Here is an 18153-nt window from a genome sequence, read left to right on the forward strand (position 1 = left end):
CACCAAGAGGGACAGCCATGGACACCAAGACATCCGACCAGCCCGCCGTCGATAAAACGCAAGAACAGCAGCCGAGCGCCGATGCCCGGCCCGCGCTGGACATCCCCGACGACGCGCTGATCATCATTCCGGTACGCAACCTGGTGATGTTTCCGCAGATGGTGGCGCCGATCGGCATCGGCCGCGAAAGCTCGATCAAGGCCGCCCAGGATGCGGCCCGCGCCGGCCGGCAGGTGGGCATCGTGCTGCAACGCAATGCCGAGACCGAAGAACCCCTGGGCGTGGACCTGCATCGCGTGGGCACGCTAGCCAGCATCCTGCGCTATGTCACCACGCCCGACGGCAATCACCATCTGATCTGCCAGGGAGAGCAGCGATTCGTCGTCAAGGAATACCTGCCCGACCATCCCTATCTGGTCGCGCGGGTCCAGAATTTCGAAGAACCCGAGCTCAGTTCGCCCGAGATCGAGGCGCGCATGCTGCAGCTCAAGGCGCGCACCTCCGAAATACTGCAGATGCTGCCCCAGGCGCCGGCGGAGCTTGCCAACACGGCGGCCGCCATCACCTCGCCGGCGGTGCTGGCCGACTTCGTCTCAGGGCTCATGGACCTGAAGCCTTCCGAAAAACAGGACATACTCGAGACCTTCGACCTGCTGCCGCGACTGGATAAAGTGCTGGGTTTTCTGGTTCACTTCACCGAGGTGCTGCGCATCAGCCGCGACATCGACAAGCAGACCAAGGAACGCTTCGAAGACAGGCAGCGCGAGGTGCTGCTGCGCGAGCAGCTCAAGACCATCCAGAACGAGCTGGGCGAAACGGAAGGCAACGCGGCGGAGGTCGCCGAGATCGAAGCCAATATCGCCAAGGCCAATATGCCCGAAGACGTGGAGCAGTCGGCGCGCAAGGAATTGCGCCGGCTGCAGAACATGCCCGACGCCTCGGCTGAATATTCTTCGCTGCGCACCTATCTCGACTGGCTCACCGAGCTGCCCTGGGACGTCGTGACGGAAGAACGCATCGACATCGCGCAAGCGCGCGAAATCCTCGAGGCCGACCACTACGGGCTCGAGAAGATCAAGCGGCGCATTCTCGAGTACCTTGCCGTACGCAAGCTCAATCCCAACGGCCGCAGCCCCATCCTGTGCTTCGTCGGCCCGCCGGGCGTGGGCAAGACTTCGCTCGGCCAGAGCATCGCGCGGGCCACGGGACGCAAGTTCGTGCGCCTGGGCTTGGGCGGGGTGCACGACGAGGCCGAGATCCGCGGCCATCGCCGCACCTACATCGGCGCGTTGCCCGGCAACATCATCCAGGCGGTGCACAAGGCGGGCGCCCGCAATTGCGTCATGATGCTGGACGAGGTGGACAAGCTGGGCGGCGGCAGCGTGCATGGCGATCCGGCCGCCGCGCTGCTGGAAGTGCTCGATCCTGAGCAGAACACGGCGTTCCGCGACAACTACCTGGCCGTTCCTTTCGATCTGTCCAAGGTGCTGTTCATTACCACCGCCAATGTGCTGGACACCATTCCGGGGCCGCTGCGCGACCGCATGGAGATCATTCAGCTGCTGGGCTATACCGAAGCCGAAAAGATGCAGATCGCGCAGCGCTACCTGGTCAAGCGCCAGCTCGAAGCCAATGGGCTTAGCAGCGAGCAGTGCGAGCTGACCGATGCAGCGTTACGCACCATCATCCATTCCTATACGCGTGAAGCCGGCGTGCGCAATCTCGAGCGGGAGATCGGCAGCGTGTTTCGCCATGTAGCCATGCAGGTGGCCGAAGGGACGGCGCAGCATGTCAAGGTGGACGAGGCCGATCTGCACGCCATCCTCGGCCCGCGCAAGTACGAAAGCGAACTGGCCATGCGCACCAGCCTGGCGGGAGTGGCCACGGGCCTGGCCTGGACGCCCGTGGGCGGCGACATTCTTTTCATCGAGGCAAGCCGCTCGCCGGGCGGCGGGCGGCTGATCCTCACGGGCCAGCTGGGCGACGTCATGAAGGAGAGCGCGCAGGCGGCGCTTACGCTGCTCAAGGGCAAGGCGGAACGTCTGGGCATCGCGGTGGAGCGTTTCGAGAAGCACGACATCCACGTGCACGTGCCCGCCGGGGCGATCCCGAAGGACGGGCCGAGCGCGGGCGTGGCGATGTTCGTGGCGCTGGCTTCGCTGATGACGGAGCGTCCGGTGCGCTACGACCACGCGATGACGGGCGAGATCAGCCTGCGCGGGCTGGTGCTTCCCGTCGGCGGCATCAAGGAGAAGGTCCTGGCGGCGCTGCAGGCGGGCATCCGCACGGTATTGCTGCCGGCGCGCAACGAGAAGGACCTGGAGGACATTCCGCAAGAAGCTCGTGAGCAGCTGCAGTTCGTGTTCTTGGAGAATGTCGAGCAGGCGATCAATGTGGTGCTGGAGGAAGGTGCAACGCTGGCTGACTGATCGAGTTGAGTTTTGCCAAGCTCCTTAAATTGAGGTGATGAGACCCCGGGGGAACGAGACTAAACTAGATCGTCCCTCATTTAGTTATGAGCGGAGCCAACCAATTCGTTGATGTCTTCGATTCCTTCCTTGATGAGATACTGCTGCAGATCTTGCAAGGCGCGGGGAAGCGCCATTGGATCAACATAGTTAATCGTGCCGAACGCGACTGAGCGGGCGCCGGCCGCCATAAATTCAATGACATCGCGATAATCGGTTACCCCGCCCATTCCAAAAAGGGGAATATCAACGGCACGATAGAGTTGCCACACCATATAAACTGCCATCGGCTTGATCGCAGTACCCGAGAGCGCGCCAATCTTGTTTCCGATAATGGGACGGCGGGTTTGATAATCGATACACATCGCTCGTGGCGCATTGACCAAAGCGATGGCGTTCGCACCGGCCGCTTCGACGGCCTTCGCCACAGCAACCAGCGACGAATAGTCCGGTGCCAGCTTGGCCACGATCGGAAGCTTCGTGACTTGTCGCGCTCTTTTTACAAGTCGCTCGGCGGCCACTGGATCGTACCCGAAATCCAAGCCGCCTTGTTTTAGGTTTGGGCAAGAGAGGTTCAGTTCGATTCCCGCAAAGATGCCCAACTCGGAACATTTTTCAACGAGTTCGACGTATTCGTCTTCTGTGCGCCCGATGATACTTTGGATAATCGGCAGATTGAATGACTCCAAGATGGGGGCATCTCTCAGGATGAAGGTTTCCCAGTCGTTACTGGGAATTCCCACAGAGCTGTGCAGCCCGGCGGCGACTTCGTGGATACGGGGCTCGGGGTTGCCCGGCCACCGATAGTTGCGAATCGTTTTCGGAACCAAGGCCCCCATGGTCTCTACAGGGAAGAATTGGTTGAAGTTACCATGATGCCCATAGGTGCCCGAACCGACCGTCAATGGGTTTTTCATTCTAATGCCGGCAATTTCCACCGACATTCTCGGTGCGCGCGCGAGGGTTTGCGTATCTTCTTGGATGGACGTTTCGGTATCAAGCATGAAGAACCTCCCAGGTGTTGAATACAGGTCCATAGTGACAGACCTCTTTCCAGGCCGTTTCTTCCGGTTCATCTCGGCCTAGCTTTACATTGATGACGCAACCATGGCAGTCGCCGAAGCCGCAAGCCATATGCTGTTCCATTGCTATCTCTGCGGGTGCGCCTTGTGTCTCAGCTAGTTCATGCACGACGCGCGCAAGCCGGTTCGAGCCACAAACGTAGAACGCGTCGATCTTCCGCGTCTGGCTGAGCTCTTTCAGCGGATCCGTCACTAAAGTCCCCGGCGAATCCTGATCGGTGTGTGCATAGACGGGAAAGCCGTATTGTGAAAAGATGTCTTCGGCGACCAGGTTGTCCCGCGTGCGCGCACTTAAATAAGCGTGAACTTCGATACCCTGTTCAGCGGCTGCATCAACCAATGTGGGCAGAGCGGCAATGCCGATGCCTCGGCCGATGACTGCGATGCGCTTCGCACCGGGAGGCAGGCTGAACCCTTTACCGAGTGGTCCAATGACGTCGCACCGCCCTCCTGACGGCATCGTGTCGCGCATCAGCCGCGTACCTTCGCCGACGATCTTGTATGCCACTTGGATCCTACGTCGATCCTGACTGATTCGATAGACGCTAAATGGTCTGCGCAAGTACGGAGCCAGGCTGTTCTCGATACGGATGTTGACGAATTGGCCAGGTTTGAGGGCTGCGGCCATATCCGGAGCTTCGATTTCAATTAGCCAATAATCGCCGGTCAGATGCCGATTGAAAACGACCGGCGCTAGAATTTGCTCCATATCTCCTCCAGGGATAGTTGTATGAGTCAGGTGTTTGGTGGCAGGTCGGCGAGATCAGCGACTTTTTCGACGTTGATGATGGCGTGACGCCGCACTATCTGCTCTAAGTGGGTCGGGTCGTTGAGTTCTACGGCCCGAATAAGCTTTTCGTGTTCAAGACCAAATATCTCCATCTCGAGGCTTTGGCTGTAGTACTCGCGGTAATAGGGCAGCAACATGAATCTCATTTTCACTGTCTGACGCACAAGTAGCGGGCGGCCGCTTAACGAGGTCAGGTAGTTGTGAAATGCGTCGTGCGCAGCCATCCATTTTGAAAGTGAGCTGCTCTCGCGCTCCATGCGCGACTTAAGATGGGTCAGCTCTTCCAGTTCGGAGAGGCCGATATTGGGCAACGCGAAGCGGGCAGCCAGCCCTTCCAAGGCGGCCCGTATTTCGATAAGTTGGGAGACCTCGGCCCGCGAATATTTAGCCACCACCGCGCCGCGGTTAGCGTAGATCATTACTGCTCCGTCCCCTTCGAGGCTCCGCAAGGCATCACGTACGGGAGTCCTGCTAATACCTAGCGCCTCGGCGACGGCTTCGGTAGGAATTCTCGTACCTGCTTTGAGCTCACCCGTCAGAATGCCATTGATAACATATTGGTATGCCTGTTCTACCGGCGGCAAAGACTTGTCGATGGCGCTTGGGGATAAGGAAGGAGATAGCAGGTGCATGAGTTCGTCCGTTGCGTGCCCGTACTTAAGTACGCAGTAAAAGTTACGTTGCCTCTGCCGGAAGACACTGCTCGATTAAGGAGTAGTAGATCTTCGACATGTCTACCAAGTCTGAAACTAAAACGTGCTCTTCGTTGGAGTGAAACTGATCGACCTCGCCTGGCCCCAGCATCACCGCAGGAATGCCCCGGCGACAAAAATATCCGGCATCCAGGGCAAAATTGCAATGGAATGTTTGGGGTGCAGAGCCTGTTCCCAACTTAAACGCTTTAGTCAGTTTGTGAAAAAAATCGCTTTCTAATGGCAACTCGTTGGGATACATGATAGGCCCAAGCTCGAATTGAACACTCCATGGTTCCGGCAACGTGATGGCATTCTTTATTGAAGCAAGCGCTTGTAATGGCTCTTCACCGGGTAAAAGCCGCCGGTCAAAAACGATGTTTACCGTATCTGGCACCGTATGTGTAGCCTTCGGGCTGCTGTCGATTGCTGTGGGCGTAAGCGTTGCAGGCCCGAATGCTGGATGATCGGGCACACCTAAATCAAGGGATTCGAGCTCACTGATCAGGCGTTGGGCTCCCGTGATTGCATTGATTCCGTTCCACGGAGCGGAGCTATGCGAAGTCTTGCCGCCAACGATTACTTCAAAGTCGATTCTTCCTTTGTTGCCAATAGCGATCTTGCTGTTAGTGCCGACAAGGATTACTGCGCATTCAGGAGGCTCGGACAGCTCGGCCATTACGCTTTCGATCGCGTCGTGCCTGCCCGTTTCGCCGGCGGTCGTTAAAACAAGCATCAGCCTCCCTCCGAGTTGATCGCGCTTGATGGCTTGCTCGAAGGCTCCGAATGCTGCCGCCAAAGCGGTTTTCTGTTCCGCAACACCGCGTCCTCTAATAGCTTGGCCGCGTGGAGTTTCCACCAAGGTGGCCGAAAACGGGTCCTGCATTCGCGATGCGGGATGAGTCATGGCATACCCTACGAACATGAGCGAACGACCGTTCTTCGGCCCCACCTCGGCAATAAGATTACCCATTTTGTCGTAGCGTATGGCCGCTCCCATCTCCTCCAAGCGGGGAGCAGCACACTCTTTAATAAAGGCTTTTACATGTGGGTCTTCTTCCTGCAAATCAGTTTGCTGACTTGGGAACCTGACGAACTCCTGTAGGGTTTCCACTAGTGTTTCGTCGGTTATCACGATTGTTTCATTCATGATGTCTCCATTATAGATTGGATGCAATTATACGATAACCCAAATGCTATCATCACCACCAAAAATAATAAAACCCTTATTAATTAGTGTTTTCCCCTGTATATGCCACAGATATTCATATGGTACTTTTCCACACTAGATTGAAAATTGAGTCCAATTATATTCATATCCACTAATGCGAGGCTGAAACCCAGGGCCTGGAAACAGCAGCGCATTTCAGAAGGAGAGTAGTTATGGAGTTGTTTTCTTGTATACGTACAACGGCCGTTGCCGCATTGACCGCAGTAGCAACTTTGAGTGCTGTACCGACGAGTACGGCTACCGCAGCCACAATGCTCCGAATCAGTCACACCACCGCGGAAACCATGCAACAAGGTTCCCATGTATGGGCGGTAGTATTCAAGGAAATGGTAGAGGACCGCACAGGCGGGGAAGTCAAAGTTCAGATTCTCGGAGCAAACGCTGCGGGTGGCGAACGTGAGCAGTTGCAGAAAGCCCAGACGGGCATCAATCAGATGACGATCAATAGTGAAATCCTGATGCCCAGTTTCTTCAAGCCGGCTCAGATTCTGGGCATTCCCTATCTATTTCGTTCCGACGCCGTTGCCTGGCAGGTACTGGACGGTGACTTCGGAAAGGAATTCAACGACGCATGGCGTCAAGCTACGGGTTTGCGCGTGCTGGGTGTCATGAATGCGGGCTTTCGCAGCTTCTTCAATGGCAGTAAAGCTGTCCAGGCTCCGGCTGACCTGAAGGGGCTAAAGATTCGTACCGGCGAAAACCAGGCTCATATCGCCATGGTCAGGGCCCTTGGGGGAAATCCAGTACCCATAGCCTGGTCCGAGCTATATACCTCTTTGCAGCAAGGCGTTGTCGATGGTATGGAAAACCCACCCGGGCTTGCGTATGCGATGAAACTGCACGAGCACCAAAAGCACCTGACGCTCGATCGCCATTTGTTCAGCATCCATGCGGCGATGATCAACGAACGTACTTTCCAGTCACTGACGCCAGAACAGCAGGCAATCCTCTCCGAAGCAGCGCTGACTGCAACGACTGCCGCGAGAGCGACCGTGCTGCTCAACGAGCGACAAGCCCTCAAAGACCTGGAAAAGGCAGGCATAGAGATTTACACGCCCACCGCCGCTCAGTACGAAGAATTCAGGGCGCTTGGACGCCCGCCCGTCGAGGAAATGGTGCGCAAGGACGTTGGCGATGAATGGGTCGACAAGCTTCTGCAAGGTGTCGATGCCGCCGAGGCCCGCGTGGGCAAGCAGTGACATTGATCTCGACGCTGCCGTATTAGACGGCAGCGTCGAATTTTTTCTATCGGGGAAGAGTCACTATGGTGCGATATTTCGACCGTGCAGTTGTGGGAGCGACCAGCGTAGTGGTCGTGGTGCTCTTGCTAATCATGACAGGCTCCACATTGGCCGGCGTTTTTGCGCGTTACTTCATGAATGAGGCGCTGGCATGGTCAGAGGAAGTAGCGCGCTATAGCATGGTCTGGCTTTCGTTCATGGGCGGGGGCCTGGTCTTCCGACACGGTGGGCATATAGCAATCGACATACTGGTTCGAAAGCTTCCAGAAGGAATGCTTCGACACCTTGTCTTTGGCATCTCTCAATTGATCATTCTCTCGTTCCTGGTGGTGCTGCTTTGGAAGGGCATCGAGATGCTTGAGCAAAGCGTTTACATGACTACTCCCGCATTACAGATGTCGATGGCGGTTCCGTATGCCTCCATTCCGGCCGGGGCGGCGCTGATGATCTATCACCTTACGGCTGCAGCAATACAGTCCTATTGGCAGGCCGGCAATCAAAAGGTCGCGCCGATATCCGGGCTTGAGCTTCATGCCGACTAACTCTAGGTACGGAGCAATGTAATGCTTGCCACAGTTTTATTTGGTTCGCTGGCCGGTTTTCTAGCCTTCGGCGTGCCTGTCATCTTTGCGGTGGGTGCCGCAGCCCTACTGACAGTGGTGTTATTTATTCCGACCATGCCACTAATCATCATGCCCATGAGCATGTTCAATGGTATGGATTCGTTTCCCATGATGGCGATTCCGTTCTTCATTCTGGCGGGCGAGCTCATGAACAGCGGCGGTATTTCCCTGCGGCTCGTCAACTTCGCCAAAACGCTGGTGGGGCACATCCAAGGGGGGCTCGGACACACCAACGTGGTGGCCAACGCAATCATGGCGGCTATTTCCGGGTCGGCCCTTGCCAACATCGCTGCCGTGGGGCGAGTATTGATTCCAGCGATGGAGAAAGAGAACTACAACAAAGAGGTCGCAGCCAGTATTACGATCTGTGCGTCGTTGCTTGGTCCGATTATTCCGCCGAGCATTACCATGGTCATCTTTGCGGTCACGGCAAGCCAATCGGTCGGGGCGCTCTTTCTTGCGGGCGTCGTGCCCGGTGTTCTCATCGCCGCGGGCATGATGGGCGTCATTTATTTTTTGTCCAAGCGTAGGGGCTATGGGGTGGTGCGTCCCTTTTCAAAGGGTGCGGTACTGCACGAGGCGAAAAAATCTGGTTTTGCGCTCTTCATGCCGGTCGTTATATTGGGTGGCATTTTCTCGGGAATCATGACGCCCACCGAGGCCGCAGCGGTTGCGGTGCTTTATGCGCTGCTGATCGGGTTTTTTGTTTATCGCGAACTGAACGTCAAGGATCTTTGGAAAATACTGCTGCGTACGGGCATGACGACCAGTTTCATCATGCTGATTATCGGGGCGGCACGCATATTCTCGGACGTCATGCTCTCAGAGGCCATACCTCAGGCGGTGGCCGCAGCCATGCTAAGCATTACCGAAAGTCCGTACCTGCTGTTGCTTCTGATCAATGTCTTGCTGCTTCTCATCGGCTGTGTCATGGACACTACCGCCGCCATTATCATACTTGTGCCTGTATTGATGCCCGTCGTCCAAATCATAGGAATCGACCCCGTTCTTTTTGGCGTTCTGATGAGCATTAATCTAGTTATCGGAATGGCAACGCCTCCCATCGGAGTCACGCTATTCCTGGGTGCAGAGGTAGCTGGAACTCGCGTCGAGCGAATCATCCCGCCGGTTTTCGCATTCTTGTGTGTACACGTCGCTGTACTGCTGCTGATCAGCTATGTTCCATCCGTTGCCTTGTGGCTTCCACGCGCGCTCGGATACTAAAGCACAAATTGGCGACTGATAAAGATTTAGGAGTGATTGTGAGAAAAACCATAGAGTTCTTATTCAACGGAGAACCCCGACGACTGGCCAAGTTCGATCCCAATATGACCGTCCTGCGTTATATCCGCGAGAGCGAACGAGCGACGGGTAGCAAAGAAGGCTGCGCTGAAGGCGATTGCGGCGCATGTACCGCGGTGGTGGCCGAACTAAGCGATGGCGCGCTGCGCTATCGCGCCGTGAACAGCTGCATTCAGTTGCTCGGAACGCTGGACGGGAAAGCTTTGATGACAGTTGAAAGCCTCAAGCACAATGGGAAGTTACACCGGGCGCAACAAGCCATGGTGGCCGAACATGGATCGCAGTGCGGTTTTTGTACCCCAGGGTTCATAATGTCGATGTTCGCGGGCCTGCAAGCAGAAGTGCAACCAACGCACCAGGCAATCAATGAGCTGCTTGCCGGAAACCTCTGCCGATGTACAGGATACACGCCCATCCTCAATGCGGCGAAGAATGTTCTGAAAAGCGGTGTCGACGAAGAATGGGCTGCGCGCGGCGAAGACTTGAAGGACAAGCTCCAAAAACTATCTGTTGATTCGGGAGTGCGCACCTGGGAAGAGCGCGATAGATTTGTTATTCCCCTCTCAGTGGACGAGCTTGCCGCTTATCTCGTTGAGCATCCAGACGCTGCTCTAGTGGCCGGCGGAACCGATTTGGGCGTGCGTATCACGAAGAACCACAAAGAATACCAGTCCCTGGTCTACCTGGGACGCATACCAGAATTGAAGCAGATAGAGAATCTGCCGGAAGGCGTGCGACTAGGCGCCGCCGTTACCTATGACGCTGGCCGACAGGTCTTGGCCCAGCTTTCCCCAAGCATAGGGCAGCTTGTAGGGCGCATCGGCGCTGTGCAAGTACGTAATCTGGGAACCATTGGCGGCAATATCGCGAATGGTTCTCCGATTGGCGATATGCCCCCTGCCCTCATCGCCGCAAATGCCGAGCTTACGCTGCGTCGCGGGGCCGAGGTACGCAAGATAGCATTAGAAGATTATTTCATCGCATATGGCCGGCAAGACATCCACCCTGGTGAATTCATTGAGTCCATCTGGATACCGCGCCCTGCGCCATCGGCCATCTTGAAGGTGTACAAGATCAGCAAGCGGATCGAGCAGGACATCTCTAGCGTCTGCGGTGCGTTCAACATCGAAATAGACAATACGGCGGCGCAGCCCACGGTAACAAAGGCGCGCATATGCTTCGGAGGCATGGCCGGCATTCCCCTAAGGGCCACTGCATGCGAAGATTTCCTGGAAGGGCGTGCCTGGTCAGACGACACAATTTTGCGTGCTAGGGAAATTCTGGAAAACACTTACGAACCTCTTAGCGATGCGCGCGCCAGTTCCGCCTACCGAAATCGCATCGCGGGCAACCTGCTCTATAAATATTTTCTTGAATCACGAACCTCTACAGAGGTCGGCGTCCAAGCAGCACATGCTTGAAGGAGGAATCTCATGAAGATTCAAGTCTCACAGCGTCACGATAGTGCCGTAAAGCAAGTATGCGGAGAGGCGGTTTACATCGACGACATGCCCGAACCTCGGGGAACACTGCATGTTTATATCGCCCAAAGCACGCTTGCCCATGCAGAAATCCTAAATTGCGATCTGAGCGAGGTACTGGACCAGCCAGGTGTTGTCACCGTCCTGACACTTGACGATATTCCGGGAACGCACGATGTGAGCTGCGCTCATGCAGGAGACGAGCCACTTTTTGCGGCAAGATACGTTCAATTTTCCGGCCAGGCGTTGTTTGCAGTGGTTGCAGAGTCGATCGATGCTGCGCGCCGGGCCAGCAAGTTTGCAAACATCGAATTCAAAGAGCTCCCCGCCGTATTGACCATCGACCAGGCGATGGAGCAGCAAAGCTTCATACACGCGCCTCGGCGTGTCCGTCGCGGTAATCCGGAGGAGGCTTTGAAGTCTTCGCCACACCGCCTGAAGGGTCGGATCAGTACAGGCGGTCAGGAACATTTCTATCTAGAGAGCCAGATATCTTTTGCGCAACCCGGTGAAGATGGAGAGGTACTGATATTTTGTTCTACGCAGAATCCGAGCGAAATTCAGCATTTATGCGCTCGAATGCTTAATCTCCCGGATGCAGCGATCAAAGTGCATGTGCGCCGCATGGGAGGAGCCTTTGGCGGCAAAGAGACGCAGGCCACTCAGTTTGCCGCAATCGCGGCGTTGGCGGCGCACAAGACGAAACGCTCGGCAAAGGTGCGTTTGGATCGCGATGACGACATGCGAATGACGGGCAAGCGACATGCATTTGTCATCGACTACGACGTGGGTTTCGACAACGACGGCAAAATACTCGGGATACAGTTCCAGCAGAAAGTTCGTTGTGGTTACGCTACCGATTTGTCTGGCGCCGTGGCCGACCGAGGCGTATTTCATTGCGACAACGCCTATTTTCTTGAGAACGTATCGGTAGAGTCATACCGCTGCAGAACGAATACTGTTTCTGACACGGCGTTTCGCGGGTTCGGTACGCCGCAAGGCATGATTGGCATAGAGCGAGCCATATTGGATATCGCCCACCATCTTGGAAAAGACCCATTGGATGTGCGCAAACAGAATCTTTATGACCCGGTGCGGGCCCAGACGCATTATGGGCAAACCGTCGAGAACTTCATCTTGCCTGAACTGATCGACCAGTTAGCGCACAAGGCAGAGTACCAACAGCGCCGCGACGAGATACGCGCGTTCAACGAGCAGAATCCGATATTACGCAAGGGCATCGCACTAACACCGGTGATGATGGGAATCTGCTTTAGCCGTACCCATCTCAACCAAGCGGGGGCCTTAATCAATATATATAAAGATGGAAGCATTGCGCTGAATCATGGTGGCACCGAAATGGGCCAAGGGCTGTTCGTAAAGGTCGCCCAAATCGTTGCGCACGAGTTCGGTGTTTCGGTAGAGCAAGTCCGTATTACCGCGACCAACACGGAAAAAGTCCCCAATACCTCTCCGACGGCATCGTCGGCAGGAGTGGACTTGAACGGCATGGCTGCGCGCGATGCGGCCCTTAAGCTCAAAAGCCGTCTGGCCGAGGTCGCGATACGCCACTTCGGTGGCATGGTCGAGGACGTTCGGTTCGCAGATGATCATGTCCATGTGGGCGCTCAAGCCATTCCCTTTGCAAAACTGGTTGAGCTGGCGTACTTCGATCGCATTTCGCTGTCTGCGACAGGATTTTTCAAGACGCCCGAGATCCATTTCGATCAAAAAGCATTCCAGGGCCGGCCTTTTTTGTATTTTGCCTATGGTGCCGCGGTCTCCGAAGTACTTGTAGATACTCTGACCGGAGAATACAAAGTGCTTCGAGTGGACGTCCTTCACGATGTGGGAAGCTCTTTGAACCCTGCCATAGACATCGGCCAGATCGAAGGAGGATTCATTCAGGGTATGGGGTGGCTGACTACCGAAGAACTTTGGTGGGATGCGAATGGAATGTTGAAAACGCATGCTCCTTCGACTTATAAGATTCCTGCGATTGGCGATCGGCCGACAACGTTCAATGTCGAGTTGATGGACAATCTCTCGTTCCGGGCGCCGACCCCTTACTTTTCGAAAGCTGTCGGCGAACCTCCCCTCATGTTGGCTATTTCGGTGCATCAAGCGCTGATAGAAGCGCTCTCACTCATCACCAACAGGCCGGCGCTAAACGTACCCGCAACGCCCGAAAAAGTTTTGATGACGCGTTCACTGGACGAGGTCGTGCCCGATTCTTTGGCTGAACAGCTTGAAACGGCCGAAGCTTCGGGCCTTGAACGTTGAAATGGAACATAAGCTGAGCCCATGGCATTGCCCAGAATCGCGTTGATAGTGTTGGGAGGCACGATTACGATGGTGCCTCAACGCAACGGCGGCATTGCTCCGGGATTGAGGCCGAAGCAATTGCTCGAAAGCGTTTCGGGACTGGCCGAGCTGGCCCAGTTCAAAATCATTACGAAACACGATCTTCCCAGTGCATCGCTAAGCCTCTCTGCTATTGTGATGCTGGCCTCCGACATAGACGCGTTATATCAGCGCGGCGTCGATGGCGTAGTAGTGGTGCAAGGCACGGACACCATCGAAGAGACCGCCTTTTTGCTAGACCTTCTAGTACGTAGAGATAGACCATTGGTGGTCACCGGGGCTATGCGGGGGCCCGCTATGTTGGGCGCAGACGGACCAGCCAACTTGTTCTCGGCGGTTCTAGTCGCCGCCAGCCCAAGCGCGGCAGGAATAGGTACGTTAGTCGTATTCAATAATGAAATACACGCTGCACGCTTCGTGCAAAAAAGCCATACCTATTTGCCCTCTGCTTTCACTTCGCCAATGTCCGGACCGCTGGGCTTCATAGTAGAGCAACGTGCGAGATTTCATTACAAACCTCCGACGCCAATCAAATACAGCGTACTTCCCTCCTTCGACTGTGCTCCGGTAGCGCTTGTCAAAATCGTGCTGGGCGACAATGGCTGGCTGTTGGATCAATTGCCGAAGCTGGAATATCGAGGCATAGTGATAGAGGGAGTAGGCGCCGGCCACGTACCTGCCGAAATAGTGCCGCGTCTGGAACAGTTGGCAAGCAACAAGCCGGTAGTGCTTTCGTCTCGCGTTTACGCAGGAGGAACACTAACGCAGACCTATAGCTACGCAGGGTCCGAAATGGATTTGCTTGGCAAAGGGCTTATACCGGGCGGGTTCCTGAGCGGTGTCAAGGCCCGCCTGTTATTGTCAGTACTATTAGGTCAGAACGAGGATATTGCGACAATACGCAGTTCATTCAGGCGTTATCTTAGCGCGTCGGCCTTTTAGCTCGCAGACGTGTTTACTTAGGGCAATTGCCCCGATTCCTTCTTCGCGGCAATCAAGTCCAGCAGCAAGCGATCCCGCTCCGGCACGAAGCGCGACTCGTCCGATGTGGCAAGCACCTCGCGTAATTGCTCGGCCACCTTGCGCTTGAGATCGGGCGTCATGGAGGGCGAGCCCAGGTCCTTCCACCAGTCTTCTATGGGTCCGCCCAGGTGGTCGAGCAGATGCTCGATGCCGCCCTGCCCGCCCGACAGATGCAGGTTCATGAAAGGCCCCAGAAGGGCCCAGCGCATGCCCGGCCCCTGCGAGATCGCCACGTCGATGTCCCGCACCGTGGCGACACCCTGGTCGACCAGATGAAAGGCCTCGCGCCACAGGGCCGCTTGCAGGCGGTTGGCGATGTGGCCTTTGACCTCTTTGCGCGGATTGACGGGGCTCTTGCTGATGGAGATGTAGAAATCCATGGCCGCCTTCAAGGCTTCGGCGGACGTCTGCGCGCCGCCTATGACCTCGACCAGGGGAATCAGGTGCGGCGGGTTGAAGGGATGGCCCAGCACCACGCGCTGCGGGTGCTGGCAGGCCGACTGCACTGTGCTGATCAGCAGGCCCGACGAACTCGACGCCAGCACCACGTCGGCCGGCAAAGCGGCGTCCATGCGGCGGAACAGGTCGATCTTGAATGCTTCGTTTTCTGGGCCGTTTTCTTGCACGAAGTCGACGTTCTCGAGGGCGTCGAGCAGGTCGGCATGAAAACGCAGCCTGTCCTGCGAAGCGCCCGGACGCAGGCCGATGCGTTCCATGCTGGGCCAGAGCCGGGCCACGGTTTCGCGCAGGCGACGCTCGGCGTCCGGCGAAGGATCAGTGGCTTCGACGTCCAGGCCCTGGGCCAGAAAATAGGCCGTCCAGCTGGCTCCGATCACGCCGGTGCCCACCACGGCAACGCGTTTCACCTCTCGCTGCATGATTACTCCTGTACAAGAAAAACGGATTCGTACCGCGCCCTCAAGCGCACAAGGCTTGTGCCAGGGCCGAGCCGACCTGTCCGAAAGGATGCTTCTGGATCAGTTCTTCCAGCTGCTGGACCAGAGCATCGACCTCGCGATGCGTGGTGTCGACGTCGGCGTGGGCCAGGGCGTATAGCTTGCGACGGGCGTCGAGTGCGCCGGTGATATTGGCCATGGCGTCCTTGTGCAGCTCGGGTGTGGCGATGCGCGCATCGTGCTGCGCCATGACGCGGCGGAAATGTTCATGGGGATCGGCGTGCAGCCATACGCAGAAAAAGGAGTGCAGCAGCAATTCGTACGTGGCGGGCTCGACGACGATGCCGCCGCCCGTGGCCAGCACCACCTCGGGATACTGGGCGATGACGCGGTCCAGGCAGCGCTTTTCGAGTTGCCGGAAGCCCGCCTGGCCGTAGATGGAAAAGATCAGGTCCAGCGCGATGCCGGCTTCTTTTTCGACCTCTTGATTGAGCTCGATGAAAGGCAGATGCAGACGCTGGGCCAGCAAAGGGCCTAGCGTGGACTTGCCCGCGCCGCGCAGCCCGACGAGAGCGATGCGCCTGGGCGCCTGGCCGGGCCCGGACGCCCCGCCTTCGAGCAAGGCCTTGCGTATCTCGCGCAGGCGCGCGGGCGACTGGCGCTTGAGCAGTTCGACGATCAGGGCGTAGTCGGCCCCGTAACGGTCGTCGTCGGCCAGCATGCTGTCGGCGGAAAGATGCAGCGCCGCGGCCAGCTTGCCCAGCACCGCCAGCGATATATTGCCTTCGCCCCGCTCGACGCGCGAGAGATAGGGCAGCGATATGCCCGATTCGCGCGCCAGCTGCTTCATGGACATGGCCCGCCCCGCCCTGGCGGCGCGCACGCGCTGTGCGACCCGCTGCTGCAGGTCGGGCGCTTCGATGATCAGTGGTTCTTTCTGCGCCATGGCTTACAACCGGACGATTAGCGGATCGGCTTCGCCGCTGTAAAGCCTGTCGACGAGATGGGCTCGCGCCTTCAGGACGGCCGACTGGTTGATATAGCCTTTGTCGGTGATTTCGCCGCTGTCGACGGCCGGCGGCATGGTAAGCATCATGGCCCGGTCGGCGAAAGTGGAACTGCCCGTGCCGGCGCTGCGCATGGCCTGCATGCCGCGCGTGATGTGCTCGATGACGGCGGGGTGGGCGACGACCTGTTCCACCGCCGCGTCGTCGGGCAGGCCCGCCAGCTTGCGGCATGCCGCCACGTTGGGGAAGATGAGGAAACCGACCGAATCGCGATCGTGGCCGGTCACGACGATGTCCTGAACCGCCGGCGCCAGCATCTCGATGCCCTTTACCCGCAGGGCGCCCACGCTGACCCAGGTGGCCGTGGTCAGCTTGAAGTCCTCGGATACGCGTCCGTCGAACATCAGGCCCGCGGCCGGGTTCTCGGGGTCGGCGAACTTCGCCGCATCGCCGATGCGGTAGTAGCCTTCTTCATCGAACGCCTTGGCGGTTTCTTCGGGCTGCTTGAAATAGCCCGGGGTGATGTTGGGCCCCTTGACGCGTACTTCGAGCTTGTCGCCGCTGGGAACCAGCTTGATCGACACGCCGGGCACCGGCAGCCCGATCACGCCGGAGCGCGCGGCCTGGTAATGGCAGTCGGTGGCCAGCGGCGAGGTTTCGGTCGACCCCCAGGCGGTGACCATGGGGACCGCATAGCCCAGTTCTTGCTTGGAGAGTTCGATCAGGCCGTCCCACAGATGCTGCGGCAAGGCGGCCGCCGCATAGAAGATGACCTGCAGACGAGAGAAAAACTTGCTGCGCAGCCCGGCATCGGAGCGCAGCACCGGCAGCAGCATGTCGAAGGCGCGCGGCACGTTCAGGTAAAGGGTGGGCGCGACGTCGCGCAGGTTCTGCACCGATTGGTCGAACATGCCCGGCAGCGGCTTGCCGCCGTCCAGATACAAGGTTCCGCCGTTGGCCAGAATGACATTGAAATTGTGGTTGCCGCCGAAGGTATGGTTCCATGGCAGCCAATCGAGCAGAACCGGCGGATGCTCCGTAAGAAAAGGCCATACCTGGCGCTTGGCCTGCTGGCTGGCGCACAGCATGCGCTGCGTGTTGATCACCCCTTTGGGATAGCCGGTGGAGCCCGAGGTGAACAGGATCTTCGCGATGGTGTCGGGTCCCACCTGGCGATAAGCCTCGTCCACCGCCGGCCCGTCCTCTCCCTTCAACAGTGCGGAAAACCGCAGGGCGTCCCCGGGAAGGTCGTCGTGATCGGAGACGATGAGGGTGGCCTTGTGCAGGCCCTCGATCGACTTGAGCGCGGGTTTGAAGCGCTCTGCCCCGCCCACGTAGATGAACTCCGGATCGAGCCGCTCGATCAGGTTCTTCAGCTTGGCGTGGTCTTTTGAAACCAAGGAATAGGCCGGCGACACCGCCGTGTAGGCGATGCCCACGTGCATGCAGGCCAACATGATGAGGCCATGCTCGACGCTGTTGTCGGTCATGACGCAAACGGGATAATCGGGGCGCTTGTGATGCTGTAGCAGCCAGCCCGCGATGCGCCGCACCGTGTCCAGCGCCTGGCCGTAAGTTACGCCCTGCCAGGCGCCCTGCGGGCCGCGCTCCAGCAAGAAATCGCGCTCGGGAGTTTCGCGCCCCCAATGCTCGAGGTATTCACCCACGCAACGGGCATAGGGCTCCAAAGCCATGGGCGTGTCGAGCACCATGGTGCCGTCGGCGCGTGTCTCGACCTTGACGGCGGGCTCGGCGAACAAGCGCGCGCCTTGGATTTCGGGCATATTCACTGTTGTCTCCATTGCATTGTGAACGATGCGTTTCCATACGGGCATCGTTGCATCATCGCGAGTGGTTCTCGCTGGATAGAAATACTATACGCAATTGGTTTTAGCGAAACAATTTATAGTTAACCCCTATATTCGGGGCTGACTCCTTCGGAGCTTCTAGGCA

Annotated in this window: 14 protein-coding genes; 7 read left to right on the forward strand and 7 right to left on the reverse strand. The window is 57.4% G+C overall.

Annotated features, from left to right (window positions below; genetic code table 11):
• The first annotated feature begins 17 nt into the window (after positions 1–17).
• A complete protein-coding gene (gene lon / locus CSC67_RS15230; RefSeq protein WP_118995303.1) occupies positions 18–2429 on the forward strand; it encodes an endopeptidase La in 2412 nt (803 codons plus the stop codon).
• An 80-nt stretch (positions 2430–2509) separates the two neighbouring features.
• Here lon and CSC67_RS15235 read toward each other — a convergent pair whose 3' ends face one another.
• Genes CSC67_RS15235 through CSC67_RS15250 form a run of 4 tightly spaced genes read right to left on the reverse strand, consistent with a single transcriptional unit; the run spans position 2510 to position 6182 of the window.
• On the reverse strand, positions 2510–3472 hold the full coding sequence (locus CSC67_RS15235) for a dihydroorotate dehydrogenase (RefSeq protein WP_167752918.1): 963 nt from the start codon (positions 3470–3472) through the stop codon (positions 2510–2512).
• On the reverse strand, positions 3465–4259 hold the full coding sequence (locus CSC67_RS15240; RefSeq protein ID WP_118995305.1) for a dihydroorotate dehydrogenase electron transfer subunit: 795 nt from the start codon (positions 4257–4259) through the stop codon (positions 3465–3467). Before CSC67_RS15240 ends, CSC67_RS15235 begins: the two co-directional genes overlap by 8 nt.
• 26 nt (positions 4260–4285) lie before the next feature.
• Positions 4286–4972: a GntR family transcriptional regulator gene (locus CSC67_RS15245; protein WP_118995306.1), complete on the reverse strand. Its 687-nt coding sequence runs from the start codon at positions 4970–4972 to the stop codon at positions 4286–4288.
• 43 nt (positions 4973–5015) lie between these two features.
• Positions 5016–6182 (reverse strand): M20 family metallopeptidase, encoded by a 1167-nt coding sequence (locus CSC67_RS15250; RefSeq protein WP_118995307.1) that lies wholly within the window; start codon positions 6180–6182, stop codon positions 5016–5018.
• Between the two features lie 233 nt (positions 6183–6415).
• Here CSC67_RS15250 and CSC67_RS15255 point away from each other — a divergent pair, with 233 nt between their 5' ends.
• From CSC67_RS15255 to CSC67_RS15280, 6 genes are all read left to right on the forward strand, one after another.
• A complete protein-coding gene (locus CSC67_RS15255) occupies positions 6416–7462 on the forward strand; it encodes a TRAP transporter substrate-binding protein (RefSeq protein WP_118995308.1) in 1047 nt (348 codons plus the stop codon).
• Positions 7463–7527: 65 nt separating this feature from the next.
• Positions 7528–8046 carry a TRAP transporter small permease gene (locus CSC67_RS15260; protein ID WP_118995309.1) on the forward strand — a complete coding sequence of 173 codons (519 nt, stop codon included), beginning with the start codon at positions 7528–7530 and terminating at the stop codon, positions 8044–8046.
• Between the two features lie 21 nt (positions 8047–8067).
• Entirely contained in the window at positions 8068–9351 is a 1284-nt protein-coding gene (locus CSC67_RS15265; RefSeq protein WP_118995310.1) for a TRAP transporter large permease, read from the forward strand.
• A 38-nt stretch (positions 9352–9389) separates the two neighbouring features.
• A complete protein-coding gene (gene xdhA / locus CSC67_RS15270; protein WP_118995508.1) occupies positions 9390–10850 on the forward strand; it encodes a xanthine dehydrogenase small subunit in 1461 nt (486 codons plus the stop codon).
• Positions 10851–10862: 12 nt separating this feature from the next.
• Positions 10863–13193: a xanthine dehydrogenase molybdopterin binding subunit gene (gene xdhB, locus CSC67_RS15275; protein ID WP_118995311.1), complete on the forward strand. Its 2331-nt coding sequence runs from the start codon at positions 10863–10865 to the stop codon at positions 13191–13193.
• Between the two features lie 21 nt (positions 13194–13214).
• Positions 13215–14216, forward strand: a complete 1002-nt coding sequence (locus tag CSC67_RS15280) for an asparaginase (RefSeq protein ID WP_118995312.1) — start codon at positions 13215–13217, stop codon at positions 14214–14216.
• A 17-nt stretch (positions 14217–14233) separates the two neighbouring features.
• On the opposite strand, the gene CSC67_RS15285 is transcribed toward CSC67_RS15280, so the two are convergent.
• The 3 genes from CSC67_RS15285 to CSC67_RS15295 are packed head-to-tail and all read right to left on the reverse strand — an operon-like array spanning position 14234 to position 17984.
• Positions 14234–15175, reverse strand: a complete 942-nt coding sequence (locus CSC67_RS15285) for a 3-hydroxyacyl-CoA dehydrogenase NAD-binding domain-containing protein (protein WP_118995313.1) — start codon at positions 15173–15175, stop codon at positions 14234–14236.
• Positions 15176–15215: 40 nt separating this feature from the next.
• A complete protein-coding gene (locus CSC67_RS15290) occupies positions 15216–16139 on the reverse strand; it encodes a helix-turn-helix transcriptional regulator (protein WP_118995314.1) in 924 nt (307 codons plus the stop codon).
• 3 nt (positions 16140–16142) lie between these two features.
• Entirely contained in the window at positions 16143–17984 is a 1842-nt protein-coding gene (locus tag CSC67_RS15295; protein ID WP_118995315.1) for a feruloyl-CoA synthase, read from the reverse strand.
• Positions 17985–18153 lie beyond the last annotated feature (169 nt).

The organism is Pusillimonas caeni, from assembly GCF_003545815.1.
GTDB lineage: Bacteria > Pseudomonadota > Gammaproteobacteria > Burkholderiales > Burkholderiaceae_B > Pusillimonas > Pusillimonas caeni.